The sequence below is a fragment of the Nocardia sp. NPDC005366 genome (genome assembly GCF_040606855.1).
GTDB lineage: Bacteria > Actinomycetota > Actinomycetes > Mycobacteriales > Mycobacteriaceae > Nocardia.
The window spans coordinates 1-14834 of record NZ_JBEXFQ010000041.1 but is presented as its reverse complement, the minus strand read 5'-3'; the positions used below and the strand labels follow the sequence as shown (position 1 = coordinate 14834).

The window sequence follows — 14834 nt, the reverse complement described above, 5'->3', positions numbered from 1 at the left end:
CGATGTCCACCCCTCGCCAGCCCCGGCGGGCAGCTCGATGTGTGTCACCCGATTCGGGCGGCCCGGACGGAGCCGAACAGAACAGGATGCCAGATATCGAGTCGGTAACGCAATACCGCACTCGATCTTCGGCACGATCGAATCCGCTGCGGGCGCAGCGGGTTCCGCAGGACGGATACGGGCGGTATCGGCGCTGTCGGTGGGCTGCGGTACAAATCCGGACGACAGCACCGAGGGGGTAATGCCGTGACCAACCGCCGACCGAAAGCCGCCCGATGACAGCACCGTGGACCGAAGCGCAGGTCGAGGCCCCCGCGCCGGTGGCGAGTGCGGGCCGCACACCGAATCCCGCCACCGCCCGGCAGCGGCGCGTTCGGGTCACGGCCGGACTGGAGGAACTCGATATCTGGCTCGGTGACCAGGTACGCACCGGCCTGGCCCAGGCCGACCGCTCCTATCGCGCGTTCGAGACCATCGCGGCCCGCATGGTGGACGCCCAGGCCCCCGCGGTGGCGGCCGTACTGCGTCAACTCCCGACCACCGTCGCCACCCGCGCCGACTGGCCGCAGATCATGCTCCGCGAATACGCCCGCCTGCACCTGCTGATCGCCGGACACCGTCGCCTCGACGAACTGCCCGAGGCGCTCGGCGCGAGTATCCGCACCCATATCGGCTATCCGACGCCCGCCGAATCGGTGCGCGCCGAAACCCCGCTGCGCGACCGATGGATGGTCCTCGGCAGTCGCGTCACCGAGGATGAGCGGCTCTACACCCGCCGCACCTGGCTCTACGGCAGGCATACCCACCGGGTCGCATTGCTGGTCGATCACTCCTTCGGATCCCCCGGTTTCACGAAAGACGTTCCGGCACCGGGCCTGATGGCCGACGCGTCGCTGCACTACTACCCCGCCGCCGCCCCGCTGCGCGCACTCTGGGGCGAACGCCACGGCCCCGACGAGCCGTTCACCACCGTGCCCCGCCCGGCGGCGACGGCTCCCGACGACGGCCACGCGGCAGCGACCACCGAGCGAGCCGGAGCGGTTTCGCTGGCCATGGACGCGCACGCGCGGGCGCTCGGGGCCGATCCCTGGTTGCGTTCCTGGCCGGTGCTGCTGCCCGACGTGATCCCGGTGGTGGACGAAAACGGTTGGCGGGTGGTCGATACCGAGGGCGGAACACTACCCGTCGCGGCGTCCGAACAACCGTGGCGGTTACTCGGCATTTCAGGCGGCCATCCCGTGACGCTCACCGCAGAGTGGACAGTCGAGGGCCTGATCCCGGTGTCGGCGTTCGTCGCGGGCGAGGTTCTCGACGTCAGCGGCGAACGCACGGCGATCCGCGCGGCGAATTCCGTTGCCGCAGCGGCGGGTAGCGGCGCGGACCTGACTTCGGTCGCCCTGCTCGGCACCGCGCGGCGCGCTCCCGATCCGGCCCGGCTCGCGCCGCCGGTGGCCTCGGCAGCCGCGAGACTGCGGACCGATCCGGCGCTGCTGCTGCTCGAATCGGCGGCACTGCGTGATGCGTTCGTACGGGGCGGGGCGACGGCCGGGGCCGGGGACGCGCCCGAGCCCGCGCCCGAGGACTCCAGGCGGCGGCTGCCCGATGCCGCGGCGCGGCGCCTCGCGGACATGCTGCGCGACAAATCGGACTTCCTGCCGGAATGGTTCGATGCGGCGGAACCGCACGATTTTCGCGCGCCGGACGCGTTGTGCGCGCTGCTGCTCGAACAGGCCGCGGCGAGCTCGCCGTGGCGAACGCCGCTGCTGCGATTGGCGGGCAGTCGCGGGAAGTGGCTCGGGGCACGACACCCACAGTGGCGCACACTCGCCTGGCCCGAGAGCGCCGACGTCGAACGCGAGGAGGATACGTGGCGCTACGGCGGTCCACAGGCCCGCAGGAATTGGCTGGCGCGGTTGCGCGCCCACGACCCGGCGGCGGCGCGCGAGGCGCTGATCGAGGTGTGGCCCAAGGAATCGGGGCCGTTGCGGGCCGAATTGCTGGCGACGCTCGAACACGCGATCTCGGCGGCCGACGAATCCCTGCTGGAATCGGCGCTGGACGACCGCCGCGCCGATGTGCGCCGCACCGCCGCCGGGCTGCTCGCGCTACTCCAGGATTCCGCGTTCGCCCGGCGCATGACCGCCAGGGTGGCGGCATGGATCCGGCCCGTCCGGCTGTCCACCGGCGCGGGTGAGCTCCGCACGCACCTGGTGATCGAACTCCCCGATCCCCTCGATGCCGCAGCCAAGCGCGACGGCGTCCTCGACCGAGGCGTCGAATTCGCCTACCGCTGGAGCGGAGCTCCCGATGTGGTGGCCGGACGCCTGCGTCAACTCGTCGCCGCGACACCGCTGCGCTATTGGCAGCGCGGGATCGCGGCGGCGCAGCCGGACGCGCCGGAACTCGACCCCGAACAGCTGACCAGGATCGGCGTCGACGACCGGTTCCGGCAGCCGCTGTTCGACGGCTGGGTGGATGCCGCGCTGGCGCAGGGTGATGCGCGATGGGCGCGGGCGTTGTTCGAGGCGGGGGTGCCCTCCGACGCCGCGCTGCTGCGACGGCGGGAACTGTTCGCCCTGCTGCCCATCGAGGACAGGACGCGCCATCTGCTGCGGCTCGACGGGTCGTGGCTGTCCGAAATCGAGGCGCTGCTGCCCGCCATGGGTCATCCGTGGCCGGATGCCGTCGCCCGCCATGTGATCCTGCTGCTGGCCGACCGCGCCCGCATCGCGGCGCAGCACGCGGGCACGCACGGCGCGGGCCCGGCCGCGCATCGCTCGCTGCTCACCACCGCCGCCGTTCACCTACCGGTCACGGCCGCGCCCGCGATCGGCGCGGTGGCGCGCCGCTGCGACGATCCCGCCTGGGAGCGGGCCTTCGACCGGCTCGCCCACGACCTCACCCACCGCTCGATGATGCTCGAGGAGTTGCAGTGACGACCACCGACCCCGCCCCCGGCCTGCTGCGCCCACACGCCGAACAGGCGTACGCCGACGAACTGCGCGCCCTGGCCTCGGCCGACGAACGGCCGCGTCCGCCGTCATGGCGGCTGTCTCCGTGGGCGGTCGTCACCTATCTGCTCGGCGGCACGCTGGACGACGGCACGGTGATCACCCCGAAATATGTCGGACCGCGCCGACTCGTCGAGGTGGCCGTCGCGACACTGGCCACCGACCGCGCACTCCTGCTGCTCGGCGTCCCGGGGACCGCCAAGACCTGGGTGTCCGAACACCTTTCGGCCGCGATCAGCGGCGCGTCGACTCTGCTGGTGCAGGGCACCTCCGGCACGGCGGAGGAATCGATCCGCTACGGCTGGAATTACGCGCGGCTGCTGGCCGAGGGGCCGAGCGACGGCGCGTTGGTCCCGTCGCCGGTGATGACCGCGATGCGGACCGGCGCGATCGCCCGTATCGAAGAACTCACCCGCATTCCCTCGGACGTGCAGGACGCGCTCATCACGGTGCTGTCGGAGAAAACCCTGCCGATACCGGAACTGGGTACGGAAGTGCAGGCCGCGAAGGGTTTCAACGTCATCGCCACGGCCAACGATCGCGATCGCGGCGTGAACGAGCTGTCCTCCGCACTGCGCCGCCGGTTCAATACCGTGGTGCTGCCGCTGCCCGGTAACGAGGACGACGAGGTCGCGATCGTGGTGCGCCGCGTCGAACAACTCGGTGCCGCACTCGAATTGCCCTCGGTCCCCGCCGCGGCCGATGAGGTGCGGCGGGTGGTGCGGGTCTTCCGTGAACTGCGCTCCGGCCTCACCGCCGACGGTCGTACCAAACTCAAATCCCCGTCGGGCACGCTGTCCACCGCCGAGGCGATCTCGGTGATCACCAGCGGCATCGCGCTGTCCGCGCATTTCGGCGACGGCACCCTGCGTCCGCACGATATCGCGGGTGCTGTGCTCGGATCGGTCATCAAGGATCCGGTCGCCGACCGCGTCGTCTGGACCGAATATCTCGAGGCCGTCGTGCGCGAGCGCCCCGAGTGGTCGGATTTCTACCGGGCGTGCCGCGAGGTGACGGGGTGAGCAGGGCGGGTAGACGCGAATCCGTCGCGCACTCGCGTCGCGCGGGTCGACGACTCGGAACCGGGTGAGCCTGTGAGTACTGCTGGCAACTCGACTCCCGAGGCCGTGACCAGGGTTTTCGGCATCAGGCATCACGGACCGGGTTCGGCGCGCTCGTTACGTCTGGCCCTGGAGAGGTTCACCCCCGACACGATCCTGATCGAGGGCCCGGCCGACGCGGATCCCCTGGTCGGATTCGTCGACGCGGACGGGATGCGACCGCCGGTCGCGCTGCTCGCCTACGTTCCCGACACTCCGGCCCGCGCGGCCTTCTGGCCCTATGCCGCGTTCTCCCCCGAGTGGCAGGCCATGCGCTACGCCGCCGAATTCGATGTGCCCGTACGCTTCTGCGATCTGCCCGCCGCCGCCGTGCTCGCCGCCGCCGAGGAGGGCGGCGAATCCGGTGACCCGCTGGCCGAATTGGCAGCCGCCGCAGGCTATGACGACGCCGAACGCTGGTGGGACGCGGTGGTCGAATCCAGCCCCGACGCCACCGCTTTCGACGCCATCACCGAAGCCATGGGCGCACTGCGCGAATCGCGGGAAACCGAGGAACCCGCCGCCGCGGCGGTATCGCCGGTATCGGCCGTGGTCGACGCGCACACGTTGCGCCGCGAGGCCTTCATGCGCCAGACCATGCGCAAGGCGCTCAAGGCGGGGGCCCGACGTCTTGCCGTCGTGTGCGGGGCCTGGCACGCGCCCGCGCTGGCGGGACCGCTCGGTCCCGCCGCACCTGACCTGCGGCTGCTCAAGGGGATGCCGAAGGTCAAGGCCACCGTGACCTGGGTGCCGTGGACGCATTCGCGATTGTCGGCGGCATCCGGCTACGGCGCGGGTATCACCTCGCCCGGCTGGTATCACCACCTGTTCACCGAAACCGAGCAGCCGATCGCACGCTGGCTGACCAAAGTGGCCGCGGTATTGCGGGCCAACGATCTGCCGGTCTCCAGCGCGCACGTCATCGAGGCCGTGCGCCTCGCCGAAACCCTTGCCACGCTGCGTACCCGCCCGCTGGCCGGACTATCCGAGGTGACCGAGGCCGTCAGGTCGGTGCTGTGCGGGGGCGACGAGACGATGGTGCGGGTCGTCGTCGCCGAGTTGGTGGTGGGCGAGGCGCTCGGCGCGGTACCCGAGGGGGTGCCGACGGTGCCGCTCGACGCCGACCTGCGGGCCAGGATACGAACCCTGCGCATGAAACAGGAGCCGACGTCGAAGACGCTCGACCTGGATCTGCGCAAGGACAGGGAACTCGAACGGTCCCGGCTGCTGCACCGGCTGCGTCTGCTCGGCATCGACTGGGGCACACCGATCACCGGCGAAGTGCGGAATACGGGCACCTTCCGGGAGAGCTGGCGACTGAAATGGCGGCCCGAATTCGCCGTCGCGGTCATCGAGGCCTCGCGCTGGGGTTCCACGCTGCGCATCGCCGCGGAGACGAAGATCCTCGACACCGCGCGACGCCAGGAGATCGGCCTGGCCGATCTCACCGACGCGCTCGATCTCGCCCTGCTCGCCGATCTCGGTGACGCCACCGCCGGACTCATCGCCCGCCTGGAATCGGTCGCCGCACTCGACCACGACGTCACGCACCTGCTGGCGGCGCTGCCAGGGCTGACCAAGACCTTGCGCTACGGCGATGTGCGCGGCACCGACACCAAGGCGCTCGGCCACGTCGCCGACGGGTTGCTCGTGCGTGTCTGCGCCGGATTGCCCGGCGCGGTCACCGGTCTCGACACCGACGCGGCCGAACAGTTGCGCGGTCTGCTCGACGCGGCGCATACCGCCGTCCACACCCGCGACGACGCCTGGGCCACCGCGCAATGGCTGGCCGCGCTCGGCCGATTGGCCGAGCGCGCCGACGTGCACGGCGCGCTCGTCGGGCGCGCGGTCCGGTTGATGAGCGATGCCGGTGTCATCGACGAGGAACAGGCCGCTAGACGTCTGTCCGCGGCACTGTCGATCGGCAATACTGCCGCGGCCAAGGCCGCCTGGATCGACGGTTTCCTCGGCGGTCGCGGGCTGCTGCTCGTGCACGATCGGGAACTGTTGCACCTCATCGACGGGTGGCTGGCAAGTCTGGCCGAGGACCAGTTCGTCGAAACGCTTCCGCTGTTGCGCCGCACCTTCGGCGCGTTCGAATCCGGGGAACGCCGCGCCATCGGCAAAGCCGTGCGCGACTCCGGACCGGGGACCGCCGCCACCGCGCCCGCCGTCGACGCGGCGCGCGGCCTGCTCGCCATGCGCACCGTCGCCGATATTCTGGGGGTCAGCTCGTGACCGATGAAACACAGTCAAGGCGTTGGCGTTTGGTACTCGGAGGCGCGGCCGAACCGGAACTCGGCGGGCTGGGCTCGGCCGAGGACGCGGCCATGGATCGCGCCATGGGCGGTCTGTACGACTCCGGTGACGACGCCACGACCGGGAAGCGCTCGGCCGGTCTGGGTGGTTCCGCGCCCAGGGTCGCGCGCTGGCTCGGCGATATCCGCGCCTACTTTCCGTCGACGGTGGTCGAGGTGATGCAGCGCGACGCGGTCGAACGGCTGAATCTGACGCAGTTGCTGCTGGAACCGGAACTGCTCGAGGCGGTGGAACCCGACGTGCACCTGGTAGGCACCCTGCTCAGCCTCAACAAGGTGATGCCGGAGACCACCAAGGCGACCGCCCGCACGGTGGTCGAACGGGTGGTACGCGAGATCGAGCAGCGCATCGCCACGCAGACAAGGGCCGCCGTCTCGGGCGCGCTCAATCGCGCCGCCCGCATCGCCAGGCCGCGCCCGCGCGATATCGACTGGGACCGCACCATCCGCAAGAACCTCGCGCACTATCTGCCGGAGCATCGCACGGTGGTTCCGCAACGTCTGGTCGGTTACGGGCGCAAGGCCCAGGCCGTGCGCCGGGATGTGGTGCTCGCCATCGACCAATCCGGTTCGATGGCGGCCAGTGTCGTCTACGCCTCGGTTTTCGGTGCGGTGCTCGCCTCCATGCGCACCCTCGAAACCTGGCTGGTCGTCTTCGATACCGAGGTCGTCGATCTCACCGATCAGCTCGCCGATCCGGTCGATGTGCTCTTCGGCACCCAGCTCGGCGGCGGCACCGATATCAACCGCGCCATCGCCTACTGTCAATCCCTCATAACCCGCCCTGCCGACACCCTGTTCGTCCTCATCTCCGACCTCTACGAGGGCGGTATCCGCCACGAGATGCTGCGCCGCGTCCACGCGATGCGGGAGGCCGGCGTTCAGGTGGTGGTGCTGCTCGCGCTGTCCGACGATGGCGCGCCCGCCTACGATCACGAGAACGCCGCGGCCCTGGCCGGTCTGGATATTCCCGTGTTCGCCTGCACCCCCGACAAATTCCCCGATCTGCTGGCGACGGCCCTCGACCGGGGCGACATCGGCTCCTGGGCGCAGCGCAACATCGGATAGCGCCGACCCACCACCGTGCCCGCCCGCCGTCCGACGGATTCGATAGGCTGCCAGAGTCTTTGCTGGGATGGGGGCACGCATGTTGCGCCGAGGTGAGGTATTCGCCGGGTATGTGATCGAACGCGAACTCGGGCGCGGCGGCATGGGCTCGGTCTACGCGGCACGACATCCACGATTGCCGAAACTGACGGCGTTGAAACTGTTGCACCGGGACATGTTCGGCGACGAGAGTACCCGCGCGCGTTTCAGCCGCGAGGCCGAAACCGTGGCGCGACTGGACCATCCGAATATCGTCACCGTCTTCGATCGCGGCGTCGAGAACGACCGGCTGTGGATCTCCATGCAGTACGTGGACGGTGTCGACGCCGCTTCGGTTCCCGCCCAAGCCATGTCCGCGAACCGGGCGGTGCAGATCATCGTCCAGATCGCGGGCGCGCTCGACTACGCGCACAAATCCGGAGTGCTGCACCGGGATGTGAAACCCGCCAACATCCTGCTGTCGCGATCGGCGGACGCGGCCACCGGCTTCGAGGAACGGGCGCTGCTGACCGATTTCGGCATCGCGAAACTACTCGACGGTTCGCGCGGGCTCACCCGCACCGGAACGCTCACCGCGACACTGGCCTACGCCTCGCCGGAACAACTCACCCAGGGCTTTCTCGATCATCGATCGGATCAATATTCACTGGCCTGCACACTGTTTCGACTACTCACCGGCACCGGCCCCTTCGACTCCCCCCATATCGCGGCCATCATGTTCGGCCACGTCCAGGCCCCGCCGCCGTCACCGCGTGCGACACGTCCCGACCTGCCCGCCGAATTGGACGGCGTACTCGCCACGGCGATGGCCAAGGATCCAGCGGATCGTTTCGCGGATTGCGCCGAATTCGCCGCCGCGGCAGTGCGAGCGCTGCGCACCCCCGTGACGGTTCTCGCCACGCCACGGCCCGATCCGTCACCGCGCCATACCGTCCGACGCGTGCCCGATCCGACGGTGCGCGCGCCGCACAGCAGGCCGAGTCGCGAGGAGACGGTGCGGGGCTGCCTGTTCGGCGGCGCGGTCGGCGACGCGCTCGGCGCTCCGGTGGAGAATATGATGCTGCATCACATCCGCCAGCGCCACGGCAGGCGCGGGGTGACGGGGGAATCGGCGGCCATCGAGATCTCCGACGAGACCCAGCTCACGCTGTTCACGGTGGAGGCGCTGATCAAGGGCTCGATCCGGGCGAGGGCCCGCGGCACCGGCGGCGCGACACTCGGATTCATGCAGATGGGGTTCATGGTGTGGGCGCGGGGTCAGGGTGTCTCCATCACCGAACAGCCGACCCCGCCGCACAGTTCGCTGACCGGGCATCCGGAGCTGATGAGTTTTCGCGGCACCAGTCGCGCCACCGTCACCTCCGCGCAGCAGGCCGCGGAGCGACGACAGCCGAGCCGACCGCTCGGCAGCCGCGAGCAGCCGATCAACGACTCCAAAGGGTCTGCGGCGCTGGCGCGTTCGGCACCATGCGGCTTCGGATACGCCGCCGACACCTCGGGCGGTTCGCTCGAGTATGTCTTCGAATTGGGGTGCGATGCCGCGGCGCTCACACACGGAAACCCCAGCGGCTGGCTGCCCGCGGGCGTACTCGCCGCCATCGTGTACGCCCTGTGCCGTGGCACGGAACTCGACGACGCCGTGGCGCTGGCCCGCGCCGAACTCGTCCGCTACGACCGGCACGAGGAGACCGAGGACGCGCTCGCCGCCGCAGTACGACTGGCAGGCGAGGCGGGGGGACGCGTGCCGGAGGCCGACGACGTCGAATCGCTCGGCCGTGGCTGGATCGGCCCCGAGGCGTTGGCGATCGCCGTCTACGCGGCGCTGGCCGCGCAAGCGGCGGGGGGCTCCCCCGAGCAGATCGTGCGCACCGGAATTCTGCTCGCGGTCAACCATTCCGGCGACAGCGATGCCACGGCCGCCGTCTGCGGAAATATTCTCGGCGCTCGTTACGGCGTCTCGGCCGTTCCCGCGACGTGGCGATCCGCACTCGACGCCTCCGCCGTCATCGATCGGCTCGCGGGTGACTACTGCGCCGAATTCGGCCCGAATCCCCCGCGCGACGGTCATGGCGAACCCGCCACGGAGTGGCACGCCCGCTACTTCGACTGAATCGCGGCCCGGCCGACCGCGCCCATCCGCCCCCACGCGGTCGCGGACGGGGGGACCACCACCGGATGCAGCAGCGCGGCGAGGCCGAGCAGGGTGATCGCGACGATGGCGTCCAACCAGTAGTGATTACCCGTGCCGACCACCACGAGCAGGGTGAGCACCGGATGCGCCAGCAGCAACCAGCGCCACCTGCCCCGCGTCGCGGCCACCATCGCGAAGGCCAGCAGCAGCGCCCAGCCGACGTGCAGGGAGGGCATGGCCGCGAATTGATTCGACATTCCACCCGATTCCACCGGCCCGTAGACGGATTGGCCGTGGACGGCGGCGAGATCGATGAAACCGTATTCGGGCAGCATGCGCGGCGGCGCGAGCGGTATCAGGACGTGCACCACGAGTGCGGCTCCGGTCAGCACCACCATGAGGTTTCGCGTCCACCGATAGTGCTCGGGACGAAATACCCACAGCCACAGCAGCACACCAACGGCGACCGTGAAATGCGCGGTGGCGTAATAGAAATTCGCCGGTACGGCCAGCCAATCGTGGTCGATGAACATCGCCTGCACCGCGGTTTCCCCCGACAGCCCGAGTCGATGCTCGACGCCGACAATGTCGTGGGCGTTGTCGAGTGCGTGCACGCTGTCATCGGCGGTGATCATGCGCCCGGTGCGATAGCCGAGGTATAACACCGTGATCAGGAGCAGCTGCCGAACAGCTTCGCCGCCGCGTTCACGAAATGCCACCCGCATCCGTTCGGCGAAGCCATCCGGCGCGAACCGCAGGCCCACAGGACCACCGAGACCCACCGCCACCATTGCCGCGGACTCCTTCCCGTCGCATCAGGAGCCAACCCCCCTTAACCGGAGTGACATCCTCCGTTTAACCTAGCAATACCGGATGGACGCATTCCGCACACTGTGACCGAGGAGACACCAGCGACGCCCCGAGCTCCGGTGGCGATGACGCGTGCCCTGATAGTGAGTCGAAATGCCGGTGGCGCAGGCATTCACGACTCACGAGGCGTGAGCTGTCGCAGGACTCCGGAAATGACGAAGCCCGGTGGGCGACGCGGAGCGCGCCGCCCACCGGGCGTGAATCGTGCGGGGCCTACAGGTCCGCGATGGCCGCCAGCGGCGGCGTTCTCGCCGCCCGGACACCCGGCCACACGGCGGCGAGCACACCGACCACCGCCGACGCGACGAGAACCGCCACCAACTGATTCCACGGGATGGAGATCTGGTCGATGCCGAACTCGCGCAGGGTGCGCAGGAAGCCGATGCCGAGGCCGACGCCGAGCAGCACCCCGACGATGGCTCCGAAGACCGCGATCAACATCGATTCCAGGTAGATGGTGCGCCGCACCTGGGCCCGCGTGGTGCCGACCGCGCGCAGCATCCCGATCTCACGACGTCGCTCGACCACCGACAGCGCGAGGGTGTTGATGATGCCGAGGATGGCGATCACCACCGCCAGCGCGAGCAGGCCGTACAGGATCGCCAGCAGGGTGTTGATCTGCTTGCCCTGCGCGCCCTTGAACTCCTCGCGGTCCTGCACCTGAACCACGGCGAACTGATCGGTGGCCTTCTCCAGATCGGTGCGCATGGCGGTCAGATCCGCGCCCGGCTTCGCCTTCACCAGCACGAAGAAATTGTTCTGGAAGGCGACCGGCGTCACCTGCTGGAATACCGTGGGCGACAACACCATCTTGCCGAGCAGCGGCGTTTTCTTGTAGATACCGGCGATCGTCACCGGCACCTTCTGGTTCTTGTCGAGCGTGGTGAGTTCGACCTGCTGGCCGGCCTTCCAGTTGTTGTCGGCCGCCTCGTCGTCCTCGACCCAGATGTCGTGTTCGCCGAGAGTTCCCGTGCCGCTGAGGATCTCGTAGTTCAGCACATCGTTCAGCGGTCCGTCCGGCGAGACGCCGGCCACCTGTTCGTCGCCGATCTTGACGGCGGCGCCCCGCACTCCGATCGCCTCGGCCACTTCCGGCACTGCTTGTTTCACCGCGTCCGGCACCCCGAGCGGAAGTCCGAGCAACTGGGATTGCTGCGGGCCCGCGAGCACGTAATCGGCGGAGACCCCCTTGTCGACCAGCACCCCGACGCTCGCCTTGGCCGAGGCGCCGAGCATCCCGATCGCCGAGACCAGCATCAGGCCGAGGGTCAGCGCGAAGGCCGTCGCGGCGGTGCGACGCGGATTGCGCACGGCGTTATTGCGAGCCATCCGGCCGACCGCTCCGAACGGGCGCACCAGCACCCCGAGCATCCCGACCACCGGCCGCGACAGCGCCGGGGATACCAGCAGCACCGCGAGGATCAGGGCGAGCGCACCGACTCCCACCGTCGCGGCGGCATTGCCGCCGGTGGACTGCGCGCCGAGCACGACCAGCACAATGCCGAGGACCGCCAGCGCCGCACCCGATACCGTGCGCACCCGCAGCGAATCGCCCGCTGAGGCGAATTCCAGGCGCATGGCCTCGACCGGCGGAATCTTCGCGGCCCGGCGTGCGGGCGCGTAAGCGCTGACCACCGTCACCAGCAGACCGACCAGCAGACCGACGATGATGGTGCGCGGCAGCACCGACATCGAACCGGTCGGCAGTCCGAGATCGAAGGCGTTCAGCAGGGCCGAGAGTCCGAAGGCGAGCCCGACGCCCGCCGCCAGACCGATGGCGCTGCCGATGAATCCGATCACCAGCGCCTCGGAGACCACTGTATTGCCGACCTGTCTTCTACTCGCGCCGACCGCCCGCAACAGGGCGAGTTCGCGCAACCGCTGGGCCACGATCATCGAGAAGGTGTTGTAGATAATGAAGGTGCCGACGATCAACGCGATCGCGCCGAAGGCGAGCAGGAAGTAGTTGATGAAGTTCAGCGCCTCCGACACCTGGGATTTCAGGTCCGCCCTGACCTGCTCGCCGTTCTGCACCTTGAAACCGGGCAATTCCTTGGCGATCCGGTCGCGCAGATCGTCGCCGGGAACGCCGGACGCGGCGGCGATATCGACATAGGCCACGTGGTAACCGTCGGTGAAGAGCTGACGGGCCTGGGTGTCGTCGAAGAGCAGGCCGATGAATCCGCCGGTATCGGAGGGGACGGTGTAGATACCCGAGATGGTCACCTCGATGGTCGGGTTCTGCTGGGTGCTGCGAGAGGGAATCAACACCTTGGCCTTGTCGCCCACCTTCAGACCCGCGCGCTCCGCGCCGCCGGTGTTGATCGCGACCTGTCCCGCCGCGCTCGGCGGTGCGCCCGCGACGAACTTCTGCGGTTCGGCGACCGCCTGCTCGGGCGGAACGTAGGACTCGCCCGCACTCGGGGCGCCACCGGTCTGCACCGGCTTGTTCTCCTCGTTCAGCAGGATGAGCGGACCGTTCACGCTGGGCGCGACGGCGCGCACACCCTCGGTCCGGCCGAGTTGGTCGACCACGGCGAGCGGAACGCCGAAGGATTGCTGGTTCTCCGGGCTCACCCGGACGTCGACACCCTTGGCCTGGTTCTCGAAAATTCCGTCGAAGGTGCGCTGCAGGGTATCGGTGAAAACGAAGGAACCCGCGATGAATGCGGTGCCGAGCACCACCGACAGCAGGGTGAGGGCGAGTCGGACCTTGTGCGCGGCGAGGTTGCGCAGGGCCACCTTGCGCATCGGATTGCCGCCGCGTGCCACGCCCGTGCGCGACTGTCCCGGCGATACCGCCATCAGAACTGCTCCAGCGATTTCATCCGGTCCAGCACCGATTCCGCGGTGGGATCACGCAATTCGGAGACAATGCGGCCGTCGGCGAGGAAGACGACCCGGTCCGCGAAGGAGGCCGCGTGCGGTTCGTGGGTGACGATCACGACCGTCTGGCCGAAGTCGTCCACCGCCGCGCGCAGGATGGAGAGCACCTCTTCGGACGCGCGGGAGTCCAGATTGCCGGTCGGCTCGTCGCCGAAGATGATCTCTGGCTTGCCTGCCAGTGCGCGCGCACACGCCACGCGCTGCTGCTGGCCGCCGGACAGTTCGCTGGGACGGTGGCCGAGGCGATCGGTCAGGCCGAGTCGCTCGAGCACCGTGTCGAGCCACTGCGGATCGGCCTTACGGCCCGCGATATCGAGCGGCAGCGTGATGTTCTCCAGCGCGGTCAGGGTCGGGACGAGATTGAAGGCTTGGAAGACGAATCCGATGCGGTCGCGCCGTAGCCGCGTCATCTGCTTATCGGACAGGTGCGTCAACTCGGTGTCGCCGATGCGCACCGTGCCCGATGTCGCGCTGTCCAGCCCGGCCAGGCAGTGCATCAGGGTCGACTTACCCGAGCCGGACGGACCCATGATCGCGGTGAACTCCCCCTTCGCGAACTCCGTCGACACTCGATCCAAGGCTGTGACCTGCGTATCTCCTGTTCCGTAGATCTTGGTTACCTCAATGGCGGTGGCCGCGACATCGGCCGCGACCGGTGGATCGGCGGTGTCTGTACCCACAGCTTGCGAAGTCATGCCACCAGTCTGTCTGGCAACGCGGCCCAACGCCATCGGGGTTTGCCCCGAATACCGTGGTCCCGGACCCCGAGCGCCCGCTCGGCGGGAGTCGCGCGTTACCGGTATCCGGTACGTTGATTCTCGGATCACGAGGATCCGGAATTGGCAGGTAGAGACGAGTGAGCATTCGAAGTATTCCGCTGCGCACCCTGTCCGGCGAGCAGGCCACCCTGGCCGAGCTGGTCGGCGACAAGGTGGTGCTGCTGGTCAATGTGGCCTCGAAATGCGGTCTGACACCCCAGTATTCGGGGCTGGTCGAGTTGCAGCAGACCTATGGCCCCAAGGGCTTCAGCGTGGTCGGTGTGCCGTGTAACCAGTTCATGGGCCAGGAGCCGGGCAGCGCCGAGGAGATCCAGGAGTTCTGTTCGACCACCTACGGCGTCGACTTCCCACTCCTGGAGAAGACCGACGTCAACGGCGACCAGCGCCACCCGCTGTACCAAGAATTGGTACAAAGCCCCGACTCCGATGGCGCGGCGGGCGATATCCAGTGGAACTTCGAGAAGTTCCTGATCGACCGCTCCGGCACGGTGACGGGACGTTTCCGTCCGCGCACCGCCCCCGAGGCGCCGGAGCTGCGTTCCGCCATCGAAAACCTTCTGTAGCGACAGCGATCGGCCGACCGGACGGGGTCCCGTCCGGGGGGGCGATTGGCCCGTACGGGGAGGTGAGCG

9 protein-coding genes are annotated in these 14834 nt (G+C 68.9%); 6 read left to right on the top strand and 3 right to left on the bottom strand.

Translation table 11 applies throughout. From position 1 onward, the window contains the following. Window positions 1-275: 275 nt before the first annotated feature. From ABZS43_RS31860 to ABZS43_RS31840, 5 genes are all read left to right on the top strand, one after another. Window positions 276-2936, top strand: coding sequence for a DUF5691 domain-containing protein (locus ABZS43_RS31860; RefSeq protein ID WP_355039698.1), 2661 nt, complete (start codon window positions 276-278; stop codon window positions 2934-2936). Continuing rightward, window positions 2933-4033, top strand: coding sequence for an AAA family ATPase (locus ABZS43_RS31855; protein WP_355039697.1), 1101 nt, complete (start codon window positions 2933-2935; stop codon window positions 4031-4033). Before ABZS43_RS31860 ends, ABZS43_RS31855 begins: the two co-directional genes overlap by 4 nt. A gap of 72 nt (window positions 4034-4105) precedes the next feature. Further along, window positions 4106-6349, top strand: coding sequence for a DUF5682 family protein (locus tag ABZS43_RS31850; RefSeq protein WP_355039696.1), 2244 nt, complete (start codon window positions 4106-4108; stop codon window positions 6347-6349). After that, window positions 6346-7497 (top strand): VWA domain-containing protein, encoded by a 1152-nt coding sequence (locus ABZS43_RS31845; protein WP_355039695.1) that lies wholly within the window; start codon window positions 6346-6348, stop codon window positions 7495-7497. The genes ABZS43_RS31850 and ABZS43_RS31845 overlap by 4 nt, the downstream gene beginning before the upstream one ends. 79 nt (window positions 7498-7576) lie before the next feature. Beyond that, window positions 7577-9646 (top strand): ADP-ribosylglycohydrolase family protein, encoded by a 2070-nt coding sequence (locus ABZS43_RS31840; protein ID WP_355039694.1) that lies wholly within the window; start codon window positions 7577-7579, stop codon window positions 9644-9646. Here the strand turns inward: ABZS43_RS31840 and ABZS43_RS31835 are convergent. The 3 genes from ABZS43_RS31835 to ABZS43_RS31825 all read right to left on the bottom strand — a co-directional run bounded on the left by ABZS43_RS31835 (window position 9634) and on the right by ABZS43_RS31825 (window position 14118). Next, the gene (locus tag ABZS43_RS31835; RefSeq protein ID WP_355039693.1) at window positions 9634-10458 is read right to left on the bottom strand and encodes a phosphatase PAP2 family protein; all 825 of its coding nucleotides are present in this window, start codon (window positions 10456-10458) and stop codon (window positions 9634-9636) included. The two genes, ABZS43_RS31840 and ABZS43_RS31835, sit on opposite strands and share 13 nt — an antisense overlap. 292 nt (window positions 10459-10750) lie before the next feature. Further along, window positions 10751-13342 carry an FtsX-like permease family protein gene (locus ABZS43_RS31830; protein WP_355039692.1) on the bottom strand — a complete coding sequence of 864 codons (2592 nt, stop codon included), beginning with the start codon at window positions 13340-13342 and terminating at the stop codon, window positions 10751-10753. Further along, the gene (locus ABZS43_RS31825; protein ID WP_355039691.1) at window positions 13342-14118 is read right to left on the bottom strand and encodes an ABC transporter ATP-binding protein; all 777 of its coding nucleotides are present in this window, start codon (window positions 14116-14118) and stop codon (window positions 13342-13344) included. The genes ABZS43_RS31830 and ABZS43_RS31825 overlap by 1 nt, the downstream gene beginning before the upstream one ends. 161 nt (window positions 14119-14279) lie before the next feature. On the opposite strand from ABZS43_RS31825, the gene ABZS43_RS31820 reads away from it, so the two are divergent. Continuing rightward, window positions 14280-14765 (top strand): glutathione peroxidase, encoded by a 486-nt coding sequence (locus ABZS43_RS31820; protein ID WP_355039690.1) that lies wholly within the window; start codon window positions 14280-14282, stop codon window positions 14763-14765. Window positions 14766-14834: the final 69 nt, after the last annotated feature.